Source organism: Shewanella sp. SP2S2-4, assembly GCF_031932025.1.
Classification (GTDB): Bacteria; Pseudomonadota; Gammaproteobacteria; order Enterobacterales; family Shewanellaceae; genus Shewanella; species Shewanella baltica.
On sequence record NZ_JAUOER010000030.1, the window covers coordinates 37163 to 63035 of the forward strand.

Below are 25873 nucleotides of genomic sequence, written 5' to 3' on the forward strand. Positions count from 1 at the left end.
GAGGCAAGTATACTCGCGGCAAATGTCAAATACAAACATCACAGAATGCAAATTATGTTTTTTTGACGAATTTTTACTGTAAGTGCCAGTTCCGCATGGGAAAGTAAAGGCATTTATACCATGGTCTAACAAATTTAAACGCTTATTTAAATTGAAATGTGATCTAGAATGGCTGTAAAGTAATGGCGGTTTGACATGCCGCACTCACAGATAAGAACTAAGTAAGGAGAACGGGGTATGGCTGATTTAAAAGCCAAATTAGAATTACCAGGGAACGACTCGATAGAATTGCCAGTAAAGCAGGGAACCGCTGGTTTTGACGTAATCGACATCAGTAAACTTGGCAGCAAAGGTTACTTTACTTTTGATCCAGGTTTTCTTGCGACTGCCTCCTGTGAATCTGCAATTACCTATATTGATGGTGATCTGGGTATATTGTTACACCGTGGCTATCCAATCGATCAACTAGCCGTTGACTCCGATTACCTAGACCTGTGTTATCTGCTGCTTTACGGTGAACTGCCGACGAAAGCGCAATATACTGAGTTTGTACATACAGTTAAAACCCACACTATGGTTCACGAGCAGCTAGCCTTCTTCTTTAGAGGTTTCCGTCGTGATGCTCATCCTATGGCCATGTTATGTGGTGTGACGGGTGCATTATCTGCATTTTACCAAGACTCTCTGGATGTTAACGATCCACGTCACCGCGAAATCGCCGCTTATCGCTTAGTCTCAAAAATGCCTACGATAGCAGCCATGTGCTACAAGTATTCTTCAGGCCAGCCATTCGTGTATCCACGTAATGACTTAAGCTATGCGGGCAACTTCTTAAGCATGATGTTTGCTGTACCATGTGAAGAATACATAGTTAACCCTATTGTTGAACGTGCAATGGACAGGATCTTCATTTTACATGCTGATCATGAACAAAACGCATCGACTTCAACCGTACGTTTAGCGGGTTCTTCAGGTGCTAACCCATTTGCGTGTATCGCAGCGGGTATCGCGTCTCTTTGGGGCCCTGCACACGGCGGCGCTAACGAAGCCTGTTTGCAAATGTTAGAAGAAATCGGTTCAGTTGACCGCATTCCTGAATTCATTGAACGTGCTAAAGACAAGAACGATCCATTCCGTCTGATGGGCTTTGGACACCGTGTTTACAAAAACTTTGACCCACGTGCCAAAGTTATGCGTGAAACCTGTCACGAAGTACTGAAAGAACTGAAAGTTAAGGATCCACTATTGGATGTGGCAATGGAGCTTGAGCGCATTGCGCTTGAAGACGAATACTTCATTTCTAAGAAGCTCTATCCAAACGTCGACTTCTACTCTGGCATCATCATGAAAGCCATTGGTATTCCAACCAGTATGTTCACTGTGCTGTTTGCACTGGCTCGCACTGTAGGCTGGATTGCTCACTGGAAAGAAATGTTAGATCAACCAGGCCACAAAATCAGCCGTCCACGTCAGTTATACACTGGCGAAACTGCACGTGATTTCGTCGCACAAGACAAACGCTAAGTCCCACGGCTTACGCATTAAAAAGCGCCTGAGGGCGCTTTTTTCATATCGAACAATCACCTTTTACACTCCCCTTGTTACACAAAATACATTGTTGCAATTGCCTACTTGCATAACCGCTATTAACCGCCTTTAGTTATTCTCATCACTTTTTAAACTTTTTAGCTACATTTAGTGAAATCCACACATTAGCCCTAACTTAAATATAGCTTAACTATATGAAATTAAGCTACATTTAACATTGGCACGGTTTCTGCTATTAAATGGCATCACAATAAAGACAACAGGTAACACACTTATGGAAAAGTCAAACATTGCTAAATTCGCCCTCCCCCTGCTAATGATTTCAATGCTAGCAGCCTGTGGTAAGGAAGAAGTGGCTAAAAAAGAAGAAAAATATGCCATTCCCGTCGAAACCACCACAGTGATGCAAGGAAACGTTTCATCTTTCTACAGCACAACGGCCACCTTAGAAGCACCTCAAGAAGCCAATGTCGTCAGCCGCATTTCTGGACTCATTGAATCATTGGCCGTTGAAGAAGGTGATCGCGTACAAAAGGGCCAAGTGCTCGCCGTTATCGATGCCAAAAGACAGCAATACGATTTAGACCGCTCAGAAGCCGAAGTTAAAATCATTGAGCAGGAATTGAATCGTCTGAAGAAAATGGGCAACAAAGAATTTATCAGCGCAGATTCGATGGCCAAACTTGAATATAACTTGCAAGCCGCCATCGCCAAGAAAGATCTTGCCGAGCTACAAGTCAGAGAAAGCCGCGTACTGTCCCCTATCAGCGGCGTCGTCGCTAAACGTTATGTGAAAGCAGGCAACATGGCGAAGGAATTTGGCGACTTGTTCTACATAGTCAATCAAGATGAACTCCACGGTATAGTCCATCTGCCAGAGCAACAACTTGCCAGCTTAAGACTCGGCCAAGAAGCACAAGTGTTCAGTAATCAACAAAGTAAAAATGCTATCCATGCCAAAGTGCTACGGATAAGCCCGATTGTTGACCCACAAAGCGGCACGTTTAAAGTGACATTAGCCGTACCGAATCAAGAGGCGCGCCTAAAAGCAGGCATGTTTACCCGTGTTGAGCTTAAGTATGACACCCATGAAAACGTGATTACCGTTCCCTATAGCGCCCTGATAAACCAAGATAACAGGCAAGCTCTGTATGTTATCGATGGCACTAATGCTAATCGCCGTGAAGTCGAAATTGGCTACCGTGAAGGAGACTCTGTGGAAGTGATTGCAGGGATCAATCCCGGTGAGCAAGTCGTGACCCGCGGCCAACAAAACTTGAAAGACCAATCCTTAGTCGAAGTGATCACCCCACTCGATCTTGCTTCTGCTAAGAACTGATAGGAGCCTTTCATGTCAATTATCAGCACTTCCGTTAAACGGCCAGTCACGGTATGGATGTTCATGCTGGCGGTGATTTTATTCGGTATGGTGGGCTTTTCCCGCTTAGCGGTGAAGTTACTGCCAGACTTAAGCTATCCCACATTAACCATCCGCACTATGTATGACGGTGCGGCGCCAGTAGAAGTTGAACAGCTCGTCTCTAAACCGATTGAAGAAGCCGTTGGCGTGGTCAAAGGCTTACGTAAAATCAGTTCTATTTCGCGCTCAGGCATGTCAGATGTAGTGCTCGAGTTTGAATGGGGCACCACAATGGACATGGCGAGTTTAGATGTGCGCGAAAAACTCGACACTATCGCCCTGCCTTTGGACGTTAAAAAGCCATTATTACTGCGTTTTAACCCCAACCTTGACCCGATCATGCGTCTCGCGTTGTCTGTACCCAATGCCTCAGAAGCCGATCTTAAGCAAATGCGCACCTACGCAGAAGAAGAGCTTAAGCGTCGCTTAGAAGCGCTTTCTGGGGTCGCCGCCGTGCGTTTATCTGGCGGCCTAGAGCAAGAAGTACACATTCAGCTCAATCAAGAAAAACTATCGCAACTTAACCTCAATGCCGACGACATTAAACGTCGCATTAATGAAGAGAATATTAACCTCTCTGCCGGTAAAGTGATCCAAGGTGATCGCGAATACTTAGTGCGCACACTTAACCAATTCAATTCACTAGATGAACTTGGCCAAGTGATCGTCTATCGCGACGAGCAAACCTTAGTACGTTTATTCGAAGTCGCTACGATTACGGATGCCTATAAAGAACGCAGTGATATCACCCGCATCGGTAGCCAAGAATCGATTGAACTGGCGATTTATAAAGAAGGTGATGCGAACACTGTCGCCGTCGCCAAAAAACTGCGCGATGAACTTGTCAAAATCAATCAAGATCCTAAGCAAAACAAACTCGAAGTGATTTACGATCAATCCGAGTTTATCGAAAGTGCGGTCAGTGAAGTCACCTCTTCGGCGCTAATGGGCAGTTTATTGTCCATGCTAGTGATTTACCTATTCCTGCGTAACATCATCCCAACGCTGATTATTTCCATCTCGATTCCCTTCTCGGTTATCGCGACCTTTAACATGATGTATTTTGCCGATATTAGCTTAAACATCATGTCATTAGGTGGTATCGCGCTGGCCATTGGTCTATTAGTCGATAACGCCATTGTGGTATTAGAGAACATTGACCGCTGTCGTAGCGAAGGCATGAGTAAGTTAGACGCCGCAGTCACAGGCACGAAAGAAGTAGCTGGCGCGATTTTCGCCTCCACACTGACGACCCTTGCGGTGTTTGTGCCCTTAGTATTTGTCGATGGGATTGCCGGCGCTCTGTTCTCTGACCAAGCGCTGACGGTCACCTTTGCCCTGTTGGCCTCGCTATTAGTCGCCTTAACCTCTATCCCTATGCTGGCATCGCGCGAAGGCTTTAAAACCTTACCCGCACTGATAAAAACCACACCTAAGGATAAACCCACCACTAAAATGGGTAAGTTTAAACACTATAGCGCGACTGTGTTCTCCTTCCCTATTCTATTAATGTTTAGTTACTTACCAAGTGCATTGTTGACCTTAGTGCTGATTTTAGGCCGCTTCTTCTCCTGGCTAATCGGTCTTATCATGCGTCCTTTGAGTTCAGGATTTAACTTTGTCTATCACAGTATCGAGAAGGTTTATCACAAGCTGCTGGCCTCGGCGCTGCGTCAACAAATGACCACGCTGCTGCTCACCATTGCGATAACAGGTGCGTGTATTAGCCTATTACCTCGCCTAGGTATGGAGCTTATTCCACCGATGAATCAGGGCGAATTCTATGTAGAAATCCTACTGCCACCGGGTACTGCAGTGAGCGAAACCGATAAGGTATTGCAACAACTCGCGTTGTCTATCAAGGACAGACCCGAAGTCAAACATGCCTATAGCCAAGCTGGTAGCGGTGGTTTGATGACCTCGGATACTGCTCGCGGGGGTGAAAACTGGGGCCGCTTACAAGTGGTACTGACAGATCACAGTGCCTATAACGCAATCACTCAAGTGCTGCGTGATACCGCACGCCGCATTCCTGAACTTGAAGCGAAAATCGAGCAACCTGAGTTGTTCAGCTTTAAAACGCCACTGGAGATTGAGCTCACAGGCTACGATTTGAACTTGCTCAAGCGCAGTGCCGATAGTCTAGTCAAAGCGTTATCGGCATCAGATCGTTTTGCTGATGTGAATACCAGTCTGCGTGATGGTCAACCTGAGCTGAGTATCCGTTTCGATCATGCAAGGTTAGCAGCGCTCGGAATGGACGCGCCAACGGTGGCGAATCGCATTGCCCAACGGGTTGGCGGCACTATTGCCAGCCAATACACAGTACGTGATCGTAAGATTGATATTCTGGTGCGCAGTGAACTCGCCGAGCGCGATCATATCAGCGATATCGATGCCTTAATCATCAACCCGAACAGCAGCCAACCCATTGCCTTAAGCGCGGTTGCCGAAGTGTCATTACAATTAGGCCCCTCGGCGATTAACCGTATCAGCCAGCAACGTGTGGCATTGGTGTCGGCGAACCTCGCCTACGGTGACTTAAGCGATGCTGTGGCACAGGCGCAGCAAATACTGTCGCAACAAGTGCTGCCCGCATCGGTGCAAGCCCGCTTTGGTGGTCAAAATGAGGAAATGGAGCACTCGTTCCAGTCACTCAAAATTGCCCTTATCTTAGCGATTTTCTTAGTGTATTTAGTGATGGCGAGTCAGTTTGAGTCACTACTGCACCCCTTGCTTATCCTGTTTGCTGTACCTATGGCATTGGCGGGTAGCGTGCTGGGGCTTTACATCACCCAAACCCATTTGAGTGTGGTGGTATTTATCGGCCTTATTATGTTGGCGGGTATTGTAGTGAACAACGCTATTGTTTTGGTGGATCGCATCAACCAACTGCGCAGTGAAGGTGTTGAAAAACTCGATGCCATTCGCGCCGCTGCTAAATCGCGCCTACGTCCCATTATGATGACCACGCTCACCACCACCTTAGGCTTATTGCCGATGGCACTGGGGTTGGGCGATGGTTCAGAGGTGCGTGCACCTATGGCGATTACGGTGATCTTTGGTCTGAGTTTATCCACTTTACTGACCTTAATTGTGCTCCCGGTGCTCTATGCTCTGTTCGACCGTAAAGTGTATGACGTTGCAGCCACAGATATCGCGCATGACGTTGAGGAGGCTCGCCCATGAACCTCACCCGTTTAGCCATTAAGCGTCCCGTGACCACCAGCATGTTCTTCTTTGCTATCTTGCTATTTGGTCTCGCCTCGAGTCGTTTGTTACCGCTGGAAATGTTCCCCGGTATTGATATTCCGCAGATTGTGGTGCAAGTGCCCTACAAGGGCTCAACCCCCGCTGAAGTGGAGCGCGATATCACTAAAGTGCTGGAGGAATCACTCGCCACTATGGGTGGGATTGATGAGCTCGAATCAGAATCTTCCCAAGAAGGCTCTGAAATCGAAATCAACATGAAGTGGGGTGAAAACGTTGCGACTAAGAGCCTAGAAGCGCGGGAAAAAATCGATGCGGTGCGGCATTTACTGCCAAAGGATGTTGAGCGGGTCTTTATCCGCCAATTCTCCACCGCCGACATGCCAGTGCTCACGATACGTATATCGAGCGACCGCGAGCTGTCAGGCGCATTCGATTTACTCGATAAACAGCTCAAGCGTCCGCTTGAACGTGTTGAAGGTGTCTCTAAGGTCAGCCTATACGGCGTTGAACAAAAGCAGATTGAAGTGCGTATCAATGCCGACCGTCTTGCCGCCAGTGGATTTTCAGCCACCGACTTGCAAGCCCGCCTCGGCAGAGAAAACTTTGTGATTAGCGCAGGCACACTCAGGGCCAGTAACATCGTTTACCAAGTGTCGCCGAAGGGCGAGTTTAGAAACCTTGAAGATATCAAAGCACTGGTGCTAATCCCAGGATTGACCTTAGGCGATGTTGCAGATGTGCAGTTTGCTTTGCCCGAGCGTATCGAAGGCCGGCACTTAGATCAGCACTATGCTGTCGGTTTAGATGTGTTTAAGGAATCAGGCGCTAACTTAGTCGAAGTGTCTGAACGCGTACTAAAAGTCATTGAACTAGCGAAACAAGATCAGCAATTCCAAGGTATTCGTCTGTTTATCATGGAAGATCAAGCCTCTGGGGTTAAATCGTCACTGATGGACCTTTTACTTTCGGGCTTAATCGGTGCCCTGCTGTCCTTTGTGGTGCTGTACTTGTTCCTACGTAATTTGAAAATGACCTTAGTGGTCGTGTCGTCTGTGCCGATTTCCATCGGTATGACGCTCGCCGCCATGTATTTACTCGGTTATAGCTTGAATATCCTGTCTATGATGGGACTCTTACTCGCCATTGGTATGTTAATTGATAACGCTGTAGTAGTGACCGAGAGCGTGTTGCAGGAGAAACAGGGCAAATCACCCAAGGATAATGAAGAGTCAGTGATGACTGGGGTCGATAAAGTGTCCCTCGCCGTATTGGCGGGCACTATGACCACTGCCATCGTATTTTTACCCAATATTTTTGGCGTGAAAGTGGAACTGACGATTTTCCTCGAGCATGTTGCCATCGCGATTTGTATCTCGCTTGCGGCATCGCTACTGGTTGCTAAAACCTTGATCCCTTTGATGTTGACTAAGTTCCACTTTGACATCGCGCCCGAGAAGGATGCCGGTAAGTTACAGCGCTTCTACAACAATACACTTAACTGGGTATTGCTGAGGCCTTGGCGTTCAGGCTTGATTGCGGTGGCCGTTCTCGCCTCTACCGCCCTGCCGCTGTCGATGGTCAAACAGGATCAAGAAGACAGCCAGAGCAAGGAGCGGATTTACATTAACTACCAAGTGGAAGGTCGGCATAATCTCAATGTCACTGAGGCAATGATTAATCAAATGGAAGAGTATCTTTATAAAAATAAAGAGGAATTTCATATTGATTCTGTCTACAGCTACTATTCATCCGACGACGGTTCATCGGTGATATTGCTGAAGAAAGACTTACCTATGCCATTGGATGAGTTGAAAAAGAAAATCCGCAGCGGCTTCCCTAAGTATTCCATCGCTAAACCACAATTTGGTTGGGGCAATGACAACTCTGGTGTGCGCGTGACGCTCACAGGGCGCTCAACCTCTGAGCTGATTAACTTAAGCGAACAAGTGATCCCTTTACTGCAAAATATCAAAGGAATGCAAGACGTTCGCTCCGAGCTTAACGGTGCGCAACAGGAAGTGGTTATCCGCATCGACAGGCAAATGGCGGCGCGGTTAGATTTAAAACTCAATGAAATCGCTTCGAGTATCTCTATGGCACTGCGCGGTTCACCGCTACGCTCGTTCCGCCACGATCCCAATGGCGAACTGCGCATCGAAATGGCCTATGAGAAAGAGTGGCAAAAATCGCTCGAAAAACTCAAGCAGTTACCAATAGTGCGCATCGACCAAAGGGTGTACACCTTAGATAACTTAGCGAAGATTGAGATCCAACCTCGCTTCGATACCATTAAGCACTTTAATCGCCAAACCTCTTTGTCGATTGGCGCAAACTTAGAAAACCTCACCACGGAAGAAGCGCAAACTAAGATCAAGCAAGTGATGGAAAATATCCATTTCCCTAATGGCTACGACTATTCACTGCGCGGTGGATTCGAGCGTCAAGATGAAGATCAGAATGTGATGGCAACCAATATGCTATTGGCTGTTGCGATGATTTACATCGTTATGGCGGCGCTGTTTGAGTCTCTGTTATTGCCGACGGCGATTATCACTTCAATCCTATTTTCGATCACAGGGGTATTCTGGGCGCTGTTTATCACGGGCACGCCTATTTCTGTGATGGCCATGATAGGCATATTGATTTTAATGGGAATTGTAGTGAATAACGGCATAGTTCTGGTGGATCAAATTAACCAGATGACGCCGGATCTCGACAAATTGTCCGCCACCATTCGAGACGTGTGTATCACGCGCTTACGGCCAGTATTGATGACAGTGGGCACCACAGTGTTGGGCTTAGTTCCACTGGCGATGGGTGATACCCAAATTGGTGGCGGCGGCCCGCCATATTACCCCATGGCAATCGCCATTATTGGTGGCTTGTCGTTCTCGACATTGACTAGCTTGTACTTAGTGCCTTTGTGCTACCAAGCCTTGTATCGAATGCGCCATCGTGCCGCTATTCGTTTAGGCCAAGCCGACCGCGTAGCTCAAAAACTGCTCCCTTGGACAGTGTAGTCAACCGGCACAACTGAATTTGCTTTTGAAGCAAATGACATTGAAACAATGAACCAAAAGGCTGCAGCGCAGCCTTTTCTATTTATGAATCGAACCAGAACATCTTACAACACTCATTGCTGCGACATACTACGGCGACAAATTACTGCGGCAAAATCCTAAAACGGATCATAAACAATTGCTCAAGACCGGGGTAAATCTCGGCAATCACATCGCGTAACTGTGGCAGAGTCATATTCTCTTGTTTGGCATGCACTTCGGTGAGCTCAGTTAACTTTACTGGCGTGACATCGATAATCTGGATATCACAAAACCGGCGGTCCGTTTCGAAGGTGGACACAGGCAGAATTTGCCCCGCTATCACATGGGATTCGGCTGCATCGCGCAGGGTAATGGTTTTCGAACCACTTAGGATATCGTGTTCAAAACGCTCGAAAAAAGTGATTTTAGTGAGTAACACAGCTTTTCCTCAGATTGTACATAAGCAATAAAAAATGACATTGGCGTCAGTTTATCGAACGAAGCATGCGGGGCAATATAATGGCTTTTAACGCCTACTGACAGCATATAGCGGTAAATACTCGGCATCGATTGCACTCATCCCTGTACAGCCCATTGAGTCAAACTCCCGTACAAACGCGCTATTGCCGAATTGACTACCAATTATTAGACGCCCAAAAGTTGCAGTTCTTTTCGACAGCTTTCAGTAAAACAATTCAGCAAAACATGGTCAGTTCGCTCAGATTGAGTTAGAATCCGCCCTCAATTGAGCCCTTGGCCTCATATTCCTGCGCATAGCGGGTGCGAAACGAAATTAGAGACGTCATGAACAAGAAACAAAAGATCATCAAGAAAATTGCTAAACGCGCTAAGGCCAGACTGAATAAAGTCGACCCAGTGACTATCGGCTCGCCAGCAAAATCAGGTTACATCTCTAAGGCCGAACGCGCAAAAATGGCGGCATTAGAAGCCACGACTGAACAAGTCGAAGGCCAAAAAGACACGCCAAGCATTGAAGAATAAACAGTACCGCAGAATAACGCTTTCTAGCGGCCTATTTTTGCATTGTTAACCCGACTCGATTAACTGCAAACGCCGCTTAAAACAAAAATGCCACAAGCAAACTTGTGGCATTTTGTTTTTCAGTATTCCTAACGGTGCGCGGTGAAGCAGCTGGAGTATTTATGTTTGATTCAATAACGTTATTTGACAGTTTGGAGCGTCACTAAAACAAGTGAACTATTAACTGATAAAGTCAGTTCGGCTTTTTGCCTTCTTCTAAATACGTTATTGGCAATACCGACTCACTCTCTTGCTCCTCGGCTAATTGCGCCATCTGCACGCAAGAAGATGAAAGTGGATTGGTCGCACTCGGCAGGTTCTCCGCCACACAGTTCGCGATTTCCTCCTCTTCACTCAGCGCAACATTACGGGGAGCGGCATTGATGCCGCCAACATTCGCCATCGCGGACAACTGGGCCTGCGCCGCCACTTTATCCACTAAACGGTAGGCAACCCACACACCTAAAGTACCAAACAAAATAGACCCTAAAACTTGCCCAATCAACACGCCATAAACCCCGCCCCAAAGTGCACCCAAATACACAAAGGGCACTGTGCCTAAGGTGGCTTTACCAACATTAAACAAGGTGGAATATTTAGCCTTACCGAGGTTATTAAAGGACGCATTAGCCACGAATAAAATCCCCGAAAAGATAAAGAAAACCGCAATATAACTACAGAAAAAGTGGATAAGGTCGGCGCTATCGCCCTTCATATCAAACACATTGACCAAATGTGACTTAAGCGCAAACAGCAACAGAGACATTACCAGCACATACACAGCACAAAACTGAATCGCCCGCGTTAAACTCTCGCGCACTCGGTCAAACTGTCCCGCACCAAAATTTTGCCCAACAATAGGGCCAATCGCACCCGAAAGCGCAAAGATCATCCCAAAGGTCACAGGGATTAAACGCCCTAATACCGCCCAGCCCGCCACGTAAGCGTCACCGAAATCGGCAATGGCTCGGGTCACAAAGGCATTACCGATAGGCGTCGCCACGTTGGTTAACATCGCGGGTCCCGCTATGGCAAAGATGGGTTTTAGATCGGCGATAAAATGCGCCTTATCGAAATGACCTAACAACTTATGCTTAACTACAACGCCGCGGCCAGCAATAAAAAATACCGCCACCCGCGCTAAAACGGATGCCAATGCCGCGCCTTCAATCCCCATGGCGAACAGGAAGATAAAAATCGGGTCGAGTACAGCATTAACGCCGCCGCCCGCTAAGGTCGACATCATAGATAACTTTGCATCACCCACGGCGCGCAAAGCCCCGCCGAGCGCCATCGCAAGACAAATAAAAGGCAAGGAAGGCACTAAGATATACAAGTAGCTGGCAGCGAGCTCAGCCGTATGGCCACTCGCGCCCACTAAGGCAACCAACTCAGGGATGAAAGTAGTGACCACGCCGGCCACCAGCACGCTAATCAGCGTTGTCACCACTGCGCTATTGAGCAATAACCGCTTTGCCAGCACCACATCTTTTGCGCCAATCGAGCGAGACACTAAGGCGCCTAAAGCAATTGATAAGCCTATCCCAATGGACGTAGTGAAAAAGGAGATACTGCCCGCATACCCCACAGCCGCCGCAAGCTCATGCTCCCCCAATAAACTCAGGAAAAAGATATCCAGTAAATCCACCACAAATAAGGCAGAAATCCCCACCGCGGCGGTCGAACTCATCACTAAGATGTGGCGTAATATGGGGCCATCAACAAACTTGGCTTGCGTCATACGTGTGTTTTACCTGCAAAAAATAATAAGTGTCCGCCAACGCAATGACTAAGCGCCTTTTTCAACGGGGGTATCTAGACTATCTAACTCGCATCCGCAGCGGCTACAGTACATAGCATCAAGATCGTGGCCGGTTTTATGGCATTGATTGCACGAGCGTAAATCTCGATGGCGCCCCACTTCTTGGGAGATTTCCGCGGTTAAAATCCCAGTTGGGATCGCGATAATTGAGTAACCAATCAACATAGTAAAAGCGGCAATCGCCTGACCTAATCCCGTTTTTGGGGTGATATCACCGTAACCGACAGTAGTAATAGTCACAATTGTCCAGTAGACAGATTTAGGTATTGAACTAAAACCATTATCAGGCCCTTCAACAACATACATTACCGCACTGAGCACCATAACGATCAAACTGACCGAGAAGAAAAATATAAAGACCTTACGACTCGACTGCATCATGGCTCTAAGCAACACATTCCCTTCACTCAAATAACGCAGTAATTTGAGTACGCGGAAAATCCTGAATAACCTGAGAATTCGGATGACTAAGGTAAAGTTAGCACCAGGGATCAGTAACGCCAGATAACTTGGCAATACAGATAACAAATCGACTATGCCATAAAAGCTGCGGGCATATAACACGGGATGAGTCGCACAATACAAACGTAGGCCATATTCAAGGGTGAATATAATCGTAAAGACCCACTCCAAGACGCGAATAATCTGCCCGTATTCACGATGAAACACTTCTACCGTATCGAGAAACACTAGAGCGACACTCAGCACAATGCACACCATTAAGGCGATATCAAAATAGCGGCCAGCGGGAGTATCAGTGCCAAAAATAATGGTGCGTAATTGACGTTTTAGTGGGCTTTCGGATTCAATGTTTTCAGACATAAAAGCTTTTACTTCCTTGCAACAAACTGAGTAACTCTGGGATTACATCATAAATATCCCACGAGTCTGCCATGCAATTGCATTCAGCTCAAAATTATCTACTCACAGCAAGATAAAATTGCGGTATGATGCCGAAAAAAGCCAACAACTAGTGTTAATTTTCGAGGAATTCATGCGCGCCACCCTACTTTCCACATTGACCACCCTCACTGTGACTATCGCGGCACTCGTTTCACCCGGATTACATGCCTCAGGCATGGGTAAAGTGGATCTTGTGGTGATCACAAAATCCGAATCCAGTATGGCTTTATTGCGCGATGGCAAAATACTCAAACAATATCGCATTGCCATGGGTGACTTACCCGCAGGACACAAATTAAAGGAAGGCGATCAACGCACACCACAGGGACGTTATACCCTAGATTATAAAAAGCCCGACAGTGCCTATTATAAATCGATCCATATTTCCTATCCCAATGAAGAAGATAAACTCAGAGCCAAAGCCTTAGGCATTAGACCCGGAGGCATGATCATGATCCACGGTCAGAACCCTAAGTCGCCGTTGCCGCCAGAACAAGCCCAGCAATACAACTGGACCGACGGTTGTATCGCGATAACCAACGCCGAAATGGATGAAGTGTGGAAAGTGGTCGATGAAGGAACGCCAATTGAAATTTGGCCGTAACCTAAGCCTACTTAGCCATGGCAACACGCCGAATAGATAATGTCACAACATCAAACACGCCCAGCTTAATGGGCGTTTTTATTTAGCCATTTACATCATATCGTTAGCCGTATTATCCCCGTGATTTTGTGTAAAGGATAAAAACTAACGGCAATACACATGCCTTGGAGCCTATATGTCATCATCCAATGAAGCTGCCACGCCGCAGAGCACAAACATCAGCTATGAGCAATTAACCCAAAGCTGGCCCGCCTTCGAAGCACAAATTTTAGCCTTGCTTGAAACCTTAGACTTAGCGGATAAAGCACTGGTTTGCGATCATGTCGCGCTGCGCGTCAATTCCATCGCCAGTGCCGATGCGCTGCGCTATGCCTTTAGCCGCGTCGGTAAGATCATTTCAGACAATATCATCAATGGTCGTACGATTCTGATTATCGAACTGGATATCCCAATTACGCTGGGGCAATTTAGCATTGCCTGTGTCGAACTTCCCTACCCCAGCGACAAAGTCTATCCGCAGGAAGGCTGGGAACACATAGAGCTAGTCATTGATTCTAAAGCCAAAGATTGCGATACCCTGAGCCAAGATTTACTCGCACTATATCCCAAACTCAGCGCTTTACTGCCATTAGATCACACTGCAGAGCCCGTTCAGTCAAGCTCACAAGGCTTAAGTTCACAAGGCTTGATCTCACAAAGCTTAGCATCCCTTGCTGGGATAAAAATTAAGATGAGCTCGCCCAAAGGGGATAAAGAGCGTTTAGCCAATCCGACGATTGCCTTTAAGCGCGATGATGTGTGCATTAAAGTGCATCCCCATGGCATAAAAGCAGTGATCGCCAGCGAGCAAACGTAGGCAGCCTATTTTAGGCGAGCTTAATATCTGCAAGAAGATAGCATTGAGCTTAGATTTCCATTGGCACTTACCGCACTTGTCTTAACGAACAAATCTGTTGATGACTATATCAATCAGGTTCAGTGTTCAGACTCAGTATCCAGATCATCTTTAGGCCCTTTTTTTGGTAGTTTTGTCAAAAATTGCCAAAATTAAATCTCGAAAACAGCATATTTAGCGTAACTTAGGACGTATAACTCGCAGATGCCATCAGACGTACATTATCGAGTCCACTTGATGGATTCGATGTGCAAACAGAGGATCGCCAATGAAACCACACAAGAACGAAGCGCAAATATTGAAGTTCGCCATGGAAATCGGTATTGGCTATGCCAAAAAACGCGGATATGCGGACTTCGACAAGGGCATCTCGCCCAAAGATAAAGTGGAATGTATTTACCGTTTATTGGTCACAGACAACTTAATCCAGCCACTGGCCAAAGATAAAGAAGATGGGCCAAACATGAAACACAAACTGATTTTATGGATCACCCGCCAGCTACCTGCCGATCATCCATTATTGAAGTAATCTTTTTGAGCTAAGCGGTTGAAACTCATTACCTGCAAGCGGGCAGTGAAAGCAAATATAAAGAATCCAACTTGTTGAGTGCTAACGATAAGAATCATAAAAAATGGCGCATCATAGCGCCATTTAATTGAGCCAGAGCTGGATATCGAACCTAGCCCTTTTTAGCCGCTTTACTGGCTTTCTCATTCGCTAGCACTGTTGCCATGGGTGGCACTATGGTTGTGGGATCGAGGCGCATTTGATACCAGTTCACTCGCCAATCTAAATGCGGGCCATTAGCACGACCTGTTGCGCCCACCTCTGCCACGGCTTGACCTTGCTTAACCGCTTCACCCGCGTTGACGTACAGCTTACTCAAGTGCAAAAAGCTCGAACTTACGCCATAGCCATGGTCGATCACCATAGTCCCACCCGAATAAAACATATCTGGAACAGAAAGGCTTATCACACCATCGGCGGGCGCTACCACGACAGTGCCGGTTTTCGCCGCCACATCCACACCAAAGTGTGGATTACCGGGTACATCATTATAAATACGTTGGCTACCATAAACCCCGGAAATACGCCCAGTCAGCGGCCAAATAAACGCCTGTAAAAAGGCCGTTTGCTCGCTAAATGTGGCCCGCGCCGCTTTTACCTGCGCCGTGTCTTTCGCCGCTCTTTCCTGCGCGACGGGATCGGGCTTCATGATCTTAGAACTAATGCCCTTGACACTTTGAATCTTGTACTCACGCTTGGTTAACGTTAGAGGCTTGACCTCAGTCAAACCATCGGGATAAACCAAGGTTAACTGCTGACTCAGTTCTCCGTCACGATCAAAACCAAAGGCAAAATGACCGTCAGGCGTGACCTTAATGGCTTCACCATTTAAGCTAATCTGAGTGCCCGCTGGCGCTTGACCCCGCATTAATGCGCCTTGCTCTAACTTACCCTGTAAACTCACCGCTGCTTGCACCTGAGGCGCAATGAGCACTAGGCCCAAGGTTAACCATGCCGTTAAACGATTTCCCAACATCTTATTTCTTCCCGAAACGTTTCCCAAACCAATAGTTTCCAAAATCTGAGTTCCTAATATTCTATTATCGGGCATCTTAGCCTCGAACATCATAGCCCTAAACATCTTCACAAAAAATCTTATCGATGGTCAACTCAGGGCAATGCCCATTGAATGCGTTCTGCACGACACTAACGCATCACTAGCACACCACTGACTCATCGCTAACACTGAATCACTAAACTCTGACCGATTAACCCCATGCGTCACGTTAACCTAACCCACCCTAAAAATCGATCCACAGCGGCGCAAATACCTAATGATGTATTGCATACAATAGCAATCTCGCTTTATCTAAGGTTATGAAGACACAAAAAAGCCCCGACAATCTGCCGAGGCTCATTCAGCAAGTAATTTATATTTACTCGGCTCTATTTACCTAAACTTAGCTACCCAAACTTAGCGCTTATCCCTTAGACACAATCGCGCCTTTACCTACACCTTCGAACGCCACCACTTTAAACTGACTTCCAGGCACTTTAGCGACTAATGTCGTGGCAATATAATCGGCTAACAACTCAACCGTGGTGTCGTGGGGAATTAAATCACAGCATTCCTTTGGCATTGCCAATTGGAAATCCCCTTGGGGCGCTTGATAGTGAAAACCATAGTGGCTGCTATCGGTGATCCGTGTTTGCGACGAAAGATTGAGAGTGTCAACTGAAACTAAATCCTCTTCACTGCCCAAATAAATATCGTGCCATCGCTTGGTCCAATACTCATCCCACTTTGGTGCTGGGCTGCCATTTTCATAAACGTGAACAGGGCTACGATGTCCATGGGCGATACGCTGACAATTACCATCGTGTTTACGTAAACCATGGCTGTAATGGTAGTAAGGCGTATCGAGGATTTCATGTCTCAAGGTGAGCGTGATCCCTTCGACATTCTTAGGTAAAGCTTCACGTAACGCTTTCTGTAAAAAGGCATTCACACTGGGAATATCAATCTCTTCGGTCGGCACTAAGGCAAAGGCTTGGGAAGGACAGGCCAAATGAATTTCACCTAACTGACTATCAAAATCCATCCACACTCTATCGCCCTGCTGTTGCCATCGCACACTGCTGCAGGCCGTAGGCACTAATAAACGATGATCGGCCACTGCATCTATGGTCTGCTTGATCGTACGTTTGACTTTAGCAAAATCGAGCACCATGTTTTGCTCGTCTAATCCGCCCTCAAGCAGAACATCGACAATCCAACTCTCCCCCACCATGCCGCGCTTTGGGCACAAATAGGAAAAATCGATCACAGTTAAATCTTTGACAAACAATTGCATTAACGCTCCTCGGCAGAAAAACAGTCCACCTATGTAATTTTATAGCACCGCTTGGCGATGGCCGAGCGTGCTAACTTGAGGCACTCAACACGAGTCAACTCAACATGAACAGAGATTCTAATCAATTCCGTCTGTTGTCGCGACAAATGAATCCACTCGGTTCAATATTTTGTCTCAGATGTTTGTATCAGATGTGTATATCAGGTAGTCGAAAATCCAGCAATTCGACTCATTGCAACCATCAAATGTCGTTAGACAGAAAGCAACAATGCATCGACCTTGTCGATTAACAGATAAAGCCTTAACAGGAACACAGTTCAACCTAGCAAAATAACAGAATAAAAACAGAGAATTAGATCGCAAAAGCTTAATCCGCAACAGCGATAGACCCAATCGAAACAAAGCATTATCACTCAGCCTTATTAACCGCTAGCATCCCAATTAAACCATACAAATACCAAGGTTATATAGGGAGAAATAAGATGACCAAACTTACATCTATCGCCATTTTCATCGCAGGTATGTTAGCCAGTGCCCATGCTATCAGTGCAGAACCCATCGAAGTGATCACAGCAGCCAAGATCACTGAACCTGAAAAAGTTGAATTAGGTAAAATGCTGTTCTTCGAACCCAGACTGTCTAAATCTGGCTTTATCTCTTGTAACTCTTGCCATAATTTATCCACTGGTGGTGTCGATGCTCTACCCACATCCATTGGTCACCATTGGCAGGAAGGTCCAATTAACTCCCCCACAGTGCTAAATGCCGACTTTATGCTGGCTCAATTTTGGGATGGTCGTGCCAGTGATTTGAAAGAGCAAGCCGCGGGCCCTATCGCCAACCCGAAAGAGATGGGCTTTACCCATAAACTCGCAACTGAAACTATCGCCTCTATGCCAGCCTACAGAGCGCACTTCGCCAAGGTCTATGGCGATGACAAAGTCACAATTGACCGTTTAACCGATGCAATTGCCACCTTTGAAAAAACCTTAGTCACCCCTAATAGCCCCTTCGATCAATATCTTCTGGGCAAGCAAGATGCCATCAGCGCAAATGCCAAAGCGGGTTACCAACTCTTCAAGGATAAAGGTTGCGTGAGTTGCCATAACGGCCCCGCTGTCGGTGGAACCATGTATATGAAAATGGGACTCATCAAACCGTTCCACACCAATAACCCAGCAGAAGGTCGTAAGGGCGTCACTGGTAAAGACGCTGATAAATATGTGTTTAAAGTGCCGACACTACGCAATATTGAGCTCACCTACCCCTACTTCCATGATGGCAGCGTCTGGACCTTAGAAGAAGCGGTGAATACCATGGCAGACATTCAATTAGGGCAAAAACTCTCTGACCAAGAAGTGAAAGAAATGGTCGCCTTCCTTGAGTCCTTAACGGGCGATCAGCCGCAAATCACGCTACCTATTTTGCCACCATCGAATAAAGATACGCCACGTCCAGTGCCATTTAGCTCCAATAATTAACATAGGCAACGAGTCACTGACTAATAAGTTCTCACTTAGAAACTGAGTCAGCGCGACACTTAGTGATTTGGTGATTTAGTTAGCAAAAAGGCCGAGAGTAAAAACTCTCGGCCTTGGGTTATTCGTTCGCTTAAAAAACGATGGATTAATTAAGTGCTATTCGCCTTTAAGACGACGATCGAGCTGATCTTTCAAGTTAGCTGGCACGCCTTTGATTAAAATCGTGTCCGAGATGGGATCGTAAATCACCCGTTGACCTAAGTGGCCGCCATCAAAACTTAACGTCACGCCGCCGCCAGTACCTGAAAACTTCTTCAATTGGCGCAGGGTTGATTTGTCGGCCGGAAACTCTTCATCGAGATCATAACTGCCGCCACGGGCAAAATCGTAGAAAGAGTCCATACCTTGGTCGGCTAACTCATCGGCCAAGTCTTTGATCTCGATGTCAGCGCCTTCATCGAAGCGCTCACTGCAATATTCAAACACTTTATTACGGCACTGCTGACGCTCGTCTTTCGTCAGCTCACTGCTGGCAACAAAATCTTCAACCGCATTCATTAAGGTTTTGTTTTGCGCCTTAGTGTTAACGCCTTCGACGCAGCCCATAAAGTCGAGGAAAAAGTCGGCAACTTTGCGTCCCGCACGGCCGCGGATAAAGGAAATGTATTTACGCGAGTCTTTATCGGCTTGCCACTCGGTTAAATCGATGCGCGCCGCCAGTTGGATATTGTTCAAATCCAAATGATTATTTTGCGACAGTTCCATATCGTCTAGCACAGTCATCGATGACTTAGCACTTAATAAAGCAACAAACAGGTAATCGCTGGTGATGCTGGTGTAGCATGACATCAGCAAAAAACCGCCTTGGCTGAAATCGTATTTCGACAATTCTTCTTGCAGCAATTTACTGGCTTGGCCAGAAAATTCCACAAACCCTAAATCGCCGCCACGGTATTGAGTTAACGCATTGGCAAAAGCAGGATTGGCCTCACCGTCGTCGCCATGGATACCAAAATAGCCAAAACCTTTACCGGCCTTTCCCGTATAAGTTTGATGCAACTCGTCGAGCATCACCTCGACCGCCTGACCGTTCAGCAGAGGTTGAGGACGCAAACGGCAGCGTAATTGCCCCTGACTGTCCTGAGAAATCTCGTGAATAATTGCGTGTTCGATGTTAATACTCATAAGCCCTGATAGTGATACTGGGATAAATCCGCTATTATATGCCGCTAATCCATTCCAAAGTGAAACATTTTTTGATTATGGCAATCCAATCGAAATACTCAAACACCCAAGTTGAATCATTAATCGCCGAAATATTGGCTGTGTTAGAAAAGCATAAAGCACCGACTGACCTGAGCCTGATGGCATTGGGTAACTGCGTGACAAACCTGCTAGAACGTAAAGTGCCAAGCGAATCGCGCCAAGCCGTGGCCGAACAATTTGCAAAAGCACTCGCACAATCGGTTAAATCCCAGTAAGTTAACTGGGTAATAATCGTCAAAAGAATATAAGATACAAGGTCTTTTAGGAATAAGCGGATCACTATGGTCGAGCGAAAAAAGCAAATGAGCCGCGATCGGGTTTCCCGGCTCATCAACTGGGGACATTGGTTCGCCTTCTTCAATGGCCTATTAGCCATGATAGTCGGCAGCCGATATCTTGGCAGCGTGGGTTATCCAGAAACTTGGTATGGCTGGGTTTATCTAAGCGTCAGCACTATTGGTCAGTTTAGCTTTCTCGCCTTTATCGCCTATTTGATCTGCCTGTTCCCACTGACCTTGATATTGCCTTATTCGAAGATATTAAGAGGCGTCGCGGCGGTGATTGCGACCCTAAGTCTCTGTATCTTATTGTACGATACTATTGTTTACGCCGATTACGGCATGCACTTGAGCCCCTTCGCCTTCGATTTGGCCTGGGCGGATCTCAATGCCCTGCTCCACGGTACTTCCTATATCGTCACGCCACTCGCCATTATTGCTATTGAGCTTACGGCAGCGAACTTTTTGTGGAAGCGAATAGAGAAGATCCAGAAGCTGAATTTAGGCAATAAAGTCATCACCTTAGTGGGTATCTGTTTTGTCAGCAGCCACTTGATCCACATTTGGGCCGATGCCGCCGACATCACTGAAATTACCCGTTTCGATGATACTTATCCTTTATCATACCCTGCGACAGCGCGCTCCTTTATGGAAAGTCACGGTATTGATGGCTCGTCACAAGGTGACGATGTCAATCACAATACCAGTGTACTCAATTATCCAGAGCAACCACTGACCTGCCAAGTTGACACTAAAATCAATGTGTTGATGATCACCATCGATAGTTTGCGTGCCGATATGGTCGATGGCAAAAGCATGCCATTCTTGCAGCAATACACTGAAAGTAACCAGTCTTTTACCCAGCATTTCAGCGGCGGCAATCAATTTAGAACCGGCATGTTTTCGCTACTCTACGGCCTGCAAGGCAGTTATGGCGATGCGCGAATTTTTAATAGCACCAGTCCGCTAATGACCCGAAGCTTCCAGCAAGCGGGTTATGAACTGGGATTGTTCCTGCCAGAAACCAATCTTAATTTGCGTTCGTCACAGGCAATGTTTAATGACTTCAATCCTGTGATAGCTAAAGAAACCAATGGCAGCGCCGATGCCGACTTGCACACAGTGGCCAGTTTTAACGAGTGGCACAGCATCCAAAATAAACCTTGGTTTGCGCTCGTTAATTTAAAAGCGCCGGAAAATTTCGATACTCCTGTGGGTTTCCTTGGCATTGAAACCGTGAAAGCCAATCCCGACCTTATGCCAGCGCAAAAGGTACTGTTTAATCAATATCGCCAATCACTGTATTTTGTCGATCAACAACTTAAGGCAATGCTGGCCAATGTGCCCAACGACACTTTAGTGATTATCACTGGGGTAAATGGCAAGATGTTCACCAGTAACAGTGACGAAGCGAATCGCAACCTGTCACCACAGAGTGTCAAAGTGCCCTTAGTGATCCACTGGCCTAATACGGGCGCGTCTAAGGTCAAATACCGCACCAGCCATTACGGCATAGCGCCGACTTTGATGACCCACGTGCTCGGCTGCACCAATAACACCACAGATTACAGCGCTGGCCGCAGCTTATTGCAACCGAGTAAAGAAACGTGGATCTACATAGGTGATAGCCGTATTTTTGCAATCTATCAAGAAGCGGAAGTGACAGTGATTGACCGCCACGGCAAATACCGTATTTACGATGAAAACTATGAACATAGGCTCAATAAGAAAATGAGTGCGCCTGAGTTGATTGAAGTGATGCGCGAAGGTCGACGTTTCTATAATCACTAATCTTCATCCTCTGCTTGAAGAAGCCCCACTCCCTGCGGATTGGGGCTTTTTTATTCCCTACACGGCAGGATGAGTGCCTAAAAGTCAGAGTCTAGTTCTCAATACCGCACTAATCCCAGCTCAAAGCTCACTATAAGAGATTAATATCAGAGTACAGTATCTAAGTCTAAGTCTGAGTCTGAGTCTGAGTCTGAGTCTGAGTCTGAGTCTGATATAAGCTACAGCCGCGCGGTGCCTGCAACCTAAATATGGTGTATTCACAAAGCAAAAAGCCGCTATCCATGGATAACGGCTTTTAAGACTTGTGCTGAATCTTGAGGCCTGCTTTACCTTGTACAAAATCAAGCCAGTACGATAACTAACTCAGCTCACTCTCAAGTTAACTCGCAATGCAGCCAGTTCACAATCATGTCAGCTCGCAATCACGTCAGCTCAAAATCAATCGGCTTTAACCGTGGCGTAACGCTCTAACCAATGGGCGTAAGATGCGGGTAATACCCAAGATGGGCGCGCTATCTTTAAGGTTTGCGCCGCTTGATATGGCCAATGTGGATTCGCTAAAAAGGCTTTACCTATCATCACTAAATCCATTTGTTCATCTTCAATAGCCGCATTGGCATGGTGTGGATTATCCATGCCCCACGACGTCGCAACAGGGAAACCTACTTCTTGGCGAACCCGCGCAGCAATAGGCGCCAAGAATGCCGGGCTCCATGGAATATTTGCCGTTGGGGTCGAGAAACAAATGCTGACGTTTAACATATCGAGCCCAGCTTGTTTAAATTGCATCACCAAGGCGATTGATTCAGTTAGCGTTTCTTCATCTTTATGGTCGAATTCAATCACACCAAATCGCGCCGTTAAGGGTAAATGCTGTGGCCAAACGTCTCTGACTGCGGCAATGGTTTCTAACAAAAAACGTCCACGCCCTTCGGCATTACCACCATATTGGTCGGTGCGTTCATTGGCATAGGTTGAGAAGAAACTTTGGGCTAAATAACCGTGGGCGAAATGCAGCTCTAACCATTCAAATCCTGCGGCTAAGGCCCGTTTTGCCGCCGCCACAAAGTCTGCTTTAATGCGCTCAATGTCCTCAATCGTCATAGCAGTTGGTACTTTAGCTAAGTTTGCACCGAAAGCAACAGCAGACGGCGCAATTGGTCGCCAGCCTTGTCCTTCACCATTGGGAATATGATCATCACCTTCCCACGGGATATTGGCACTCGCTTTACGGCCCGCATGACCAATTTGAATCCCCGCCACTGCGCCGGCATTTTTAATCGCGCTGGCTACCTTAGCTAGGCCTTGGGCTTGCTCTTCATTCCACAGTCCGAGGCATTTTGGGGTAATACGTCCTTCAGGAGAAACCGCAGTGGCTTCAACCACAACAAGACCCGCTCCGCCACGGGCAAGGCTAGAGTAATGCACCTGATGCCAGTCGTTGATGAGTCCGTCCGTGGCTTGATATTGGCACATGGGCGCAACGGCAATGCGATTTTTGAGGGTAATATCTTTAAGTTTGAAGGATGAAAATAGATCGGCCATGGGTGTTTCCTGTGTCAAATAGAATCAAAAAGGAATGGAATACTGAATGACGACAGACTAGCCTTATCGTGTCATAATTAAAAGCATGTACAGATTATAGAGTTGATAAAGTTTGCTTATGATAAATCCACAGTGGTTACACACCTTTGCTGTTCTGGTCGAGAAAGGTAACTTCACCCGAACCGCCGAAGCCATTGGTATCACCCAAGCGGCCGTGAGCCAACATATCAGTCGTTTAGAAGAGGAATACGGCACACTGTTTTTACGCCGCCCCCGTCAACTTGAAATCACTCCGATTGGCGAAAACCTGCTGACCTACGTTAAAGACGTCGAATGCGCGCAAAAACGCTTACAGCAGAAACTGATCCATGATGATGCTGAGGTCGGCGACATTAGCCTTATCACTCCGGGAAGCATTGGTTTAACACTCTTTCCGCTGTTAATCGAACTTCAACAAGCCTTTCCGGCATTAAACATTCGCCACCGTTTTGCCCCTGACTGTGAAATAGTCGCCTCGGTATTAGCCAATGAACATGAAATCGGCATGGTGACCTTAAAACCTTCCGATCCTCGCATTCACAGTACGCATTTCACCGAAGAGCCGCTTGAGCTCGTCGTACCTGCGTGCCACAAACAAAATGAATGGGTTGATTTACAACGGCTAGGGTTTATCTCCCATCCCGATGGCGAGGCCATGGCAACCCGGTTACTTAGCCGAAAATATCCAAGTAATCCCGGTATTCAAGACATTCCCTGTAGGGGATTTACCAACCAAATCAGCCTGATCCTCGAACCTGTCGCGAAAGGACTAGGATTTACAGTTATACCGCAATACGCCCGCAAAGCCTTTGAACGACAACAAGATATCTATGTTGTGGAATGTGGCAGCCAAGTTGTAGACACCATTTGGCTTATCCACCGCGCGGAATGGCCCTTGTCACGCAGAGCCCAAAAAGCGATCGCGTTTTTAAAGGGGAAGATATAAAAGCCTTTTATTACTCTCCTCCTTGTACGGATAAAGTCCTTATAAAACCCAAGCCAGTGTCACTTTCACTGTCGCAATTTAAAGCAACTCATTAAAAACGCGATGCCAAGGTGTTACCTGTAGCTAAAAAACAAAAAAGCCCCATTTTAAAATGGGGCTTTACACGAGCTGTAACACAAGAGTCGTCATAGTTAGCGGCGAGACATCAGGCTCAGCGGCTACTGATTGATATCCAATTCATTATGGATCAATACCACGCACTGGGAAGCAAACAGCATCTTAGGCCCAAGGCTGATCTTTTGCGCACCAAGTCGTTTCAAGGTATTAAAACTTTTCTTCGGCATAGGAATATGATCGGTCAGCAAAAAGCACGGATTCCCCACAAACTCCTGCTCACGGATAGAAGTGCCCTTCTTATCCATCATAAACAATTGATAATCCACCGCGAGGTCCTGCACCAGCTTTTCAAAACTGATGGTGCTCACAGTAATGCCCTCATCCACAGCGCGAGTTTGCTCTTTCGTCATGCCCCGAGAAATATCTAAGGCCTTGGCAATTTTCGTCAGCAAAGCTTGTTCGTGAAAACCGCCAATATGGCAAATATTTCGGGTATCAAAGCAAATAGTGCGGGAAAAATCATGGGTACTTTCTAACACTAGATAAACGACAACATCGTTTCGATGGGACTGAGCCACAAAGATAGTGTTCATTAGGGTATGAGCCAAAATCTCGGTGTGCGCCTCTTGGCCGACAGAAGCCAAAAACAACTGACTGTCAGTAGGTGCTGATCTTGCTCTTAAAACAAACGCGCGCATAGGTAAATGTCCTACTCAATAATGTCTTAAATGCTAAATGGCGAATGCAAATATCGGTGTTTAACGTGTCATTTCACGTTGAGGATTTTTGTCTTAGCGGTACCCATGAAGTCGACCACTCGAGCTTAAACGATTATCGTTAGTCCTCATGACCACAAAAAAGATATAAAAAACAAAACCCCGTATAGCAATGCTACCACGGGGTTTTGTTTTTACTTAACTGTCACTTATCTTAATAATTAAAACAGACTAACAATTAAGTATTTAATTTGGTCGGTATGAGAGGATTCGAACCTCCGACCCCTGACACCCCATGACAGTGAACCGTTTAATCATAACCTGCTAAATTTAAACATAAATCAT

20 protein-coding genes are annotated in these 25873 nt (G+C 46.5%); 12 read left to right on the plus strand and 8 right to left on the minus strand.

Annotated features, from left to right (window positions below; genetic code table 11):
* Positions 1–237: 237 nt before the first annotated feature.
* The 4 genes from Q4Q54_RS19165 (at position 238) to Q4Q54_RS19180 (ending at position 9201) form a co-directional block, all read left to right on the plus strand.
* Positions 238–1524 carry a citrate synthase gene (locus Q4Q54_RS19165; protein WP_006081983.1) on the plus strand — a complete coding sequence of 429 codons (1287 nt, stop codon included), beginning with the start codon at positions 238–240 and terminating at the stop codon, positions 1522–1524.
* Positions 1525–1822: 298 nt separating this feature from the next.
* Positions 1823–2887, plus strand: a complete 1065-nt coding sequence (locus Q4Q54_RS19170; RefSeq protein WP_006081984.1) for an efflux RND transporter periplasmic adaptor subunit — start codon at positions 1823–1825, stop codon at positions 2885–2887.
* Between the two features lie 12 nt (positions 2888–2899).
* Positions 2900–6157, plus strand: coding sequence for an efflux RND transporter permease subunit (locus tag Q4Q54_RS19175; RefSeq protein WP_311989275.1), 3258 nt, complete (start codon positions 2900–2902; stop codon positions 6155–6157).
* Positions 6154–9201 carry an efflux RND transporter permease subunit gene (locus Q4Q54_RS19180; protein WP_311989276.1) on the plus strand — a complete coding sequence of 1016 codons (3048 nt, stop codon included), beginning with the start codon at positions 6154–6156 and terminating at the stop codon, positions 9199–9201. Before Q4Q54_RS19175 ends, Q4Q54_RS19180 begins: the two co-directional genes overlap by 4 nt.
* 142 nt (positions 9202–9343) lie before the next feature.
* Here Q4Q54_RS19180 and yqfB read toward each other — a convergent pair whose 3' ends face one another.
* Positions 9344–9661, minus strand: a complete 318-nt coding sequence (yqfB, locus tag Q4Q54_RS19185; RefSeq protein ID WP_311989277.1) for a N(4)-acetylcytidine aminohydrolase — start codon at positions 9659–9661, stop codon at positions 9344–9346.
* A gap of 365 nt (positions 9662–10026) precedes the next feature.
* Between yqfB and Q4Q54_RS19190 the strand changes: the two genes are divergently transcribed.
* Positions 10027–10224 (plus strand): DUF2986 domain-containing protein, encoded by a 198-nt coding sequence (locus Q4Q54_RS19190; protein ID WP_106650766.1) that lies wholly within the window; start codon positions 10027–10029, stop codon positions 10222–10224.
* A gap of 232 nt (positions 10225–10456) precedes the next feature.
* On the opposite strand, the gene Q4Q54_RS19195 is transcribed toward Q4Q54_RS19190, so the two are convergent.
* Positions 10457–12004, minus strand: a complete 1548-nt coding sequence (locus tag Q4Q54_RS19195; RefSeq protein ID WP_311989278.1) for an MATE family efflux transporter — start codon at positions 12002–12004, stop codon at positions 10457–10459.
* 48 nt (positions 12005–12052) lie between these two features.
* Positions 12053–12907, minus strand: coding sequence for an ion transporter (locus Q4Q54_RS19200; RefSeq protein ID WP_311989279.1), 855 nt, complete (start codon positions 12905–12907; stop codon positions 12053–12055).
* 172 nt (positions 12908–13079) lie between these two features.
* Here Q4Q54_RS19200 and Q4Q54_RS19205 point away from each other — a divergent pair, with 172 nt between their 5' ends.
* The 3 genes from Q4Q54_RS19205 to Q4Q54_RS19215 all read left to right on the plus strand — a co-directional run bounded on the left by Q4Q54_RS19205 (position 13080) and on the right by Q4Q54_RS19215 (position 15016).
* On the plus strand, positions 13080–13592 hold the full coding sequence (locus Q4Q54_RS19205) for a murein L,D-transpeptidase family protein (protein WP_106651838.1): 513 nt from the start codon (positions 13080–13082) through the stop codon (positions 13590–13592).
* Positions 13593–13767: 175 nt separating this feature from the next.
* Positions 13768–14448 (plus strand): VOC family protein, encoded by a 681-nt coding sequence (locus tag Q4Q54_RS19210; RefSeq protein ID WP_311989280.1) that lies wholly within the window; start codon positions 13768–13770, stop codon positions 14446–14448.
* Positions 14449–14755: 307 nt separating this feature from the next.
* The gene (locus Q4Q54_RS19215; RefSeq protein ID WP_106650770.1) at positions 14756–15016 is read left to right on the plus strand and encodes a DUF5062 family protein; all 261 of its coding nucleotides are present in this window, start codon (positions 14756–14758) and stop codon (positions 15014–15016) included.
* A 151-nt stretch (positions 15017–15167) separates the two neighbouring features.
* On the opposite strand, the gene Q4Q54_RS19220 is transcribed toward Q4Q54_RS19215, so the two are convergent.
* Complete coding sequence (locus Q4Q54_RS19220; RefSeq protein WP_311989281.1) at positions 15168–16031, minus strand: M23 family metallopeptidase; 864 nt, start codon at positions 16029–16031, stop codon at positions 15168–15170.
* 445 nt (positions 16032–16476) lie between these two features.
* Entirely contained in the window at positions 16477–17349 is an 873-nt protein-coding gene (locus Q4Q54_RS19225) for a 6-carboxytetrahydropterin synthase (RefSeq protein ID WP_311989282.1), read from the minus strand.
* 482 nt (positions 17350–17831) lie between these two features.
* Between Q4Q54_RS19225 and Q4Q54_RS19230 the strand changes: the two genes are divergently transcribed.
* On the plus strand, positions 17832–18830 hold the full coding sequence (locus Q4Q54_RS19230) for a cytochrome-c peroxidase (protein WP_311989283.1): 999 nt from the start codon (positions 17832–17834) through the stop codon (positions 18828–18830).
* 156 nt (positions 18831–18986) lie between these two features.
* Here the strand turns inward: Q4Q54_RS19230 and yejK are convergent, their stop codons facing one another.
* Complete coding sequence (gene yejK / locus Q4Q54_RS19235; protein WP_006081997.1) at positions 18987–20015, minus strand: nucleoid-associated protein YejK; 1029 nt, start codon at positions 20013–20015, stop codon at positions 18987–18989.
* Between the two features lie 77 nt (positions 20016–20092).
* Between yejK and Q4Q54_RS19240 the strand changes: the two genes are divergently transcribed.
* Positions 20093–20311 carry a YejL family protein gene (locus Q4Q54_RS19240; protein ID WP_011847036.1) on the plus strand — a complete coding sequence of 73 codons (219 nt, stop codon included), beginning with the start codon at positions 20093–20095 and terminating at the stop codon, positions 20309–20311.
* Between the two features lie 66 nt (positions 20312–20377).
* Positions 20378–22165, plus strand: a complete 1788-nt coding sequence (locus tag Q4Q54_RS19245) for a DUF3413 domain-containing protein (protein ID WP_311989284.1) — start codon at positions 20378–20380, stop codon at positions 22163–22165.
* Between the two features lie 438 nt (positions 22166–22603).
* On the opposite strand, the gene Q4Q54_RS19250 is transcribed toward Q4Q54_RS19245, so the two are convergent.
* Positions 22604–23710, minus strand: a complete 1107-nt coding sequence (locus Q4Q54_RS19250; protein WP_311989285.1) for an NADH:flavin oxidoreductase/NADH oxidase — start codon at positions 23708–23710, stop codon at positions 22604–22606.
* A gap of 118 nt (positions 23711–23828) precedes the next feature.
* Between Q4Q54_RS19250 and Q4Q54_RS19255 the strand changes: the two genes are divergently transcribed.
* A complete protein-coding gene (locus Q4Q54_RS19255; RefSeq protein WP_311989286.1) occupies positions 23829–24695 on the plus strand; it encodes a LysR family transcriptional regulator in 867 nt (288 codons plus the stop codon).
* Between the two features lie 218 nt (positions 24696–24913).
* On the opposite strand, the gene trmY is transcribed toward Q4Q54_RS19255, so the two are convergent.
* The gene (gene trmY / locus Q4Q54_RS19260) at positions 24914–25510 is read right to left on the minus strand and encodes a tRNA (pseudouridine(54)-N(1))-methyltransferase TrmY (RefSeq protein WP_311989287.1); all 597 of its coding nucleotides are present in this window, start codon (positions 25508–25510) and stop codon (positions 24914–24916) included.
* Positions 25511–25873: the final 363 nt, after the last annotated feature.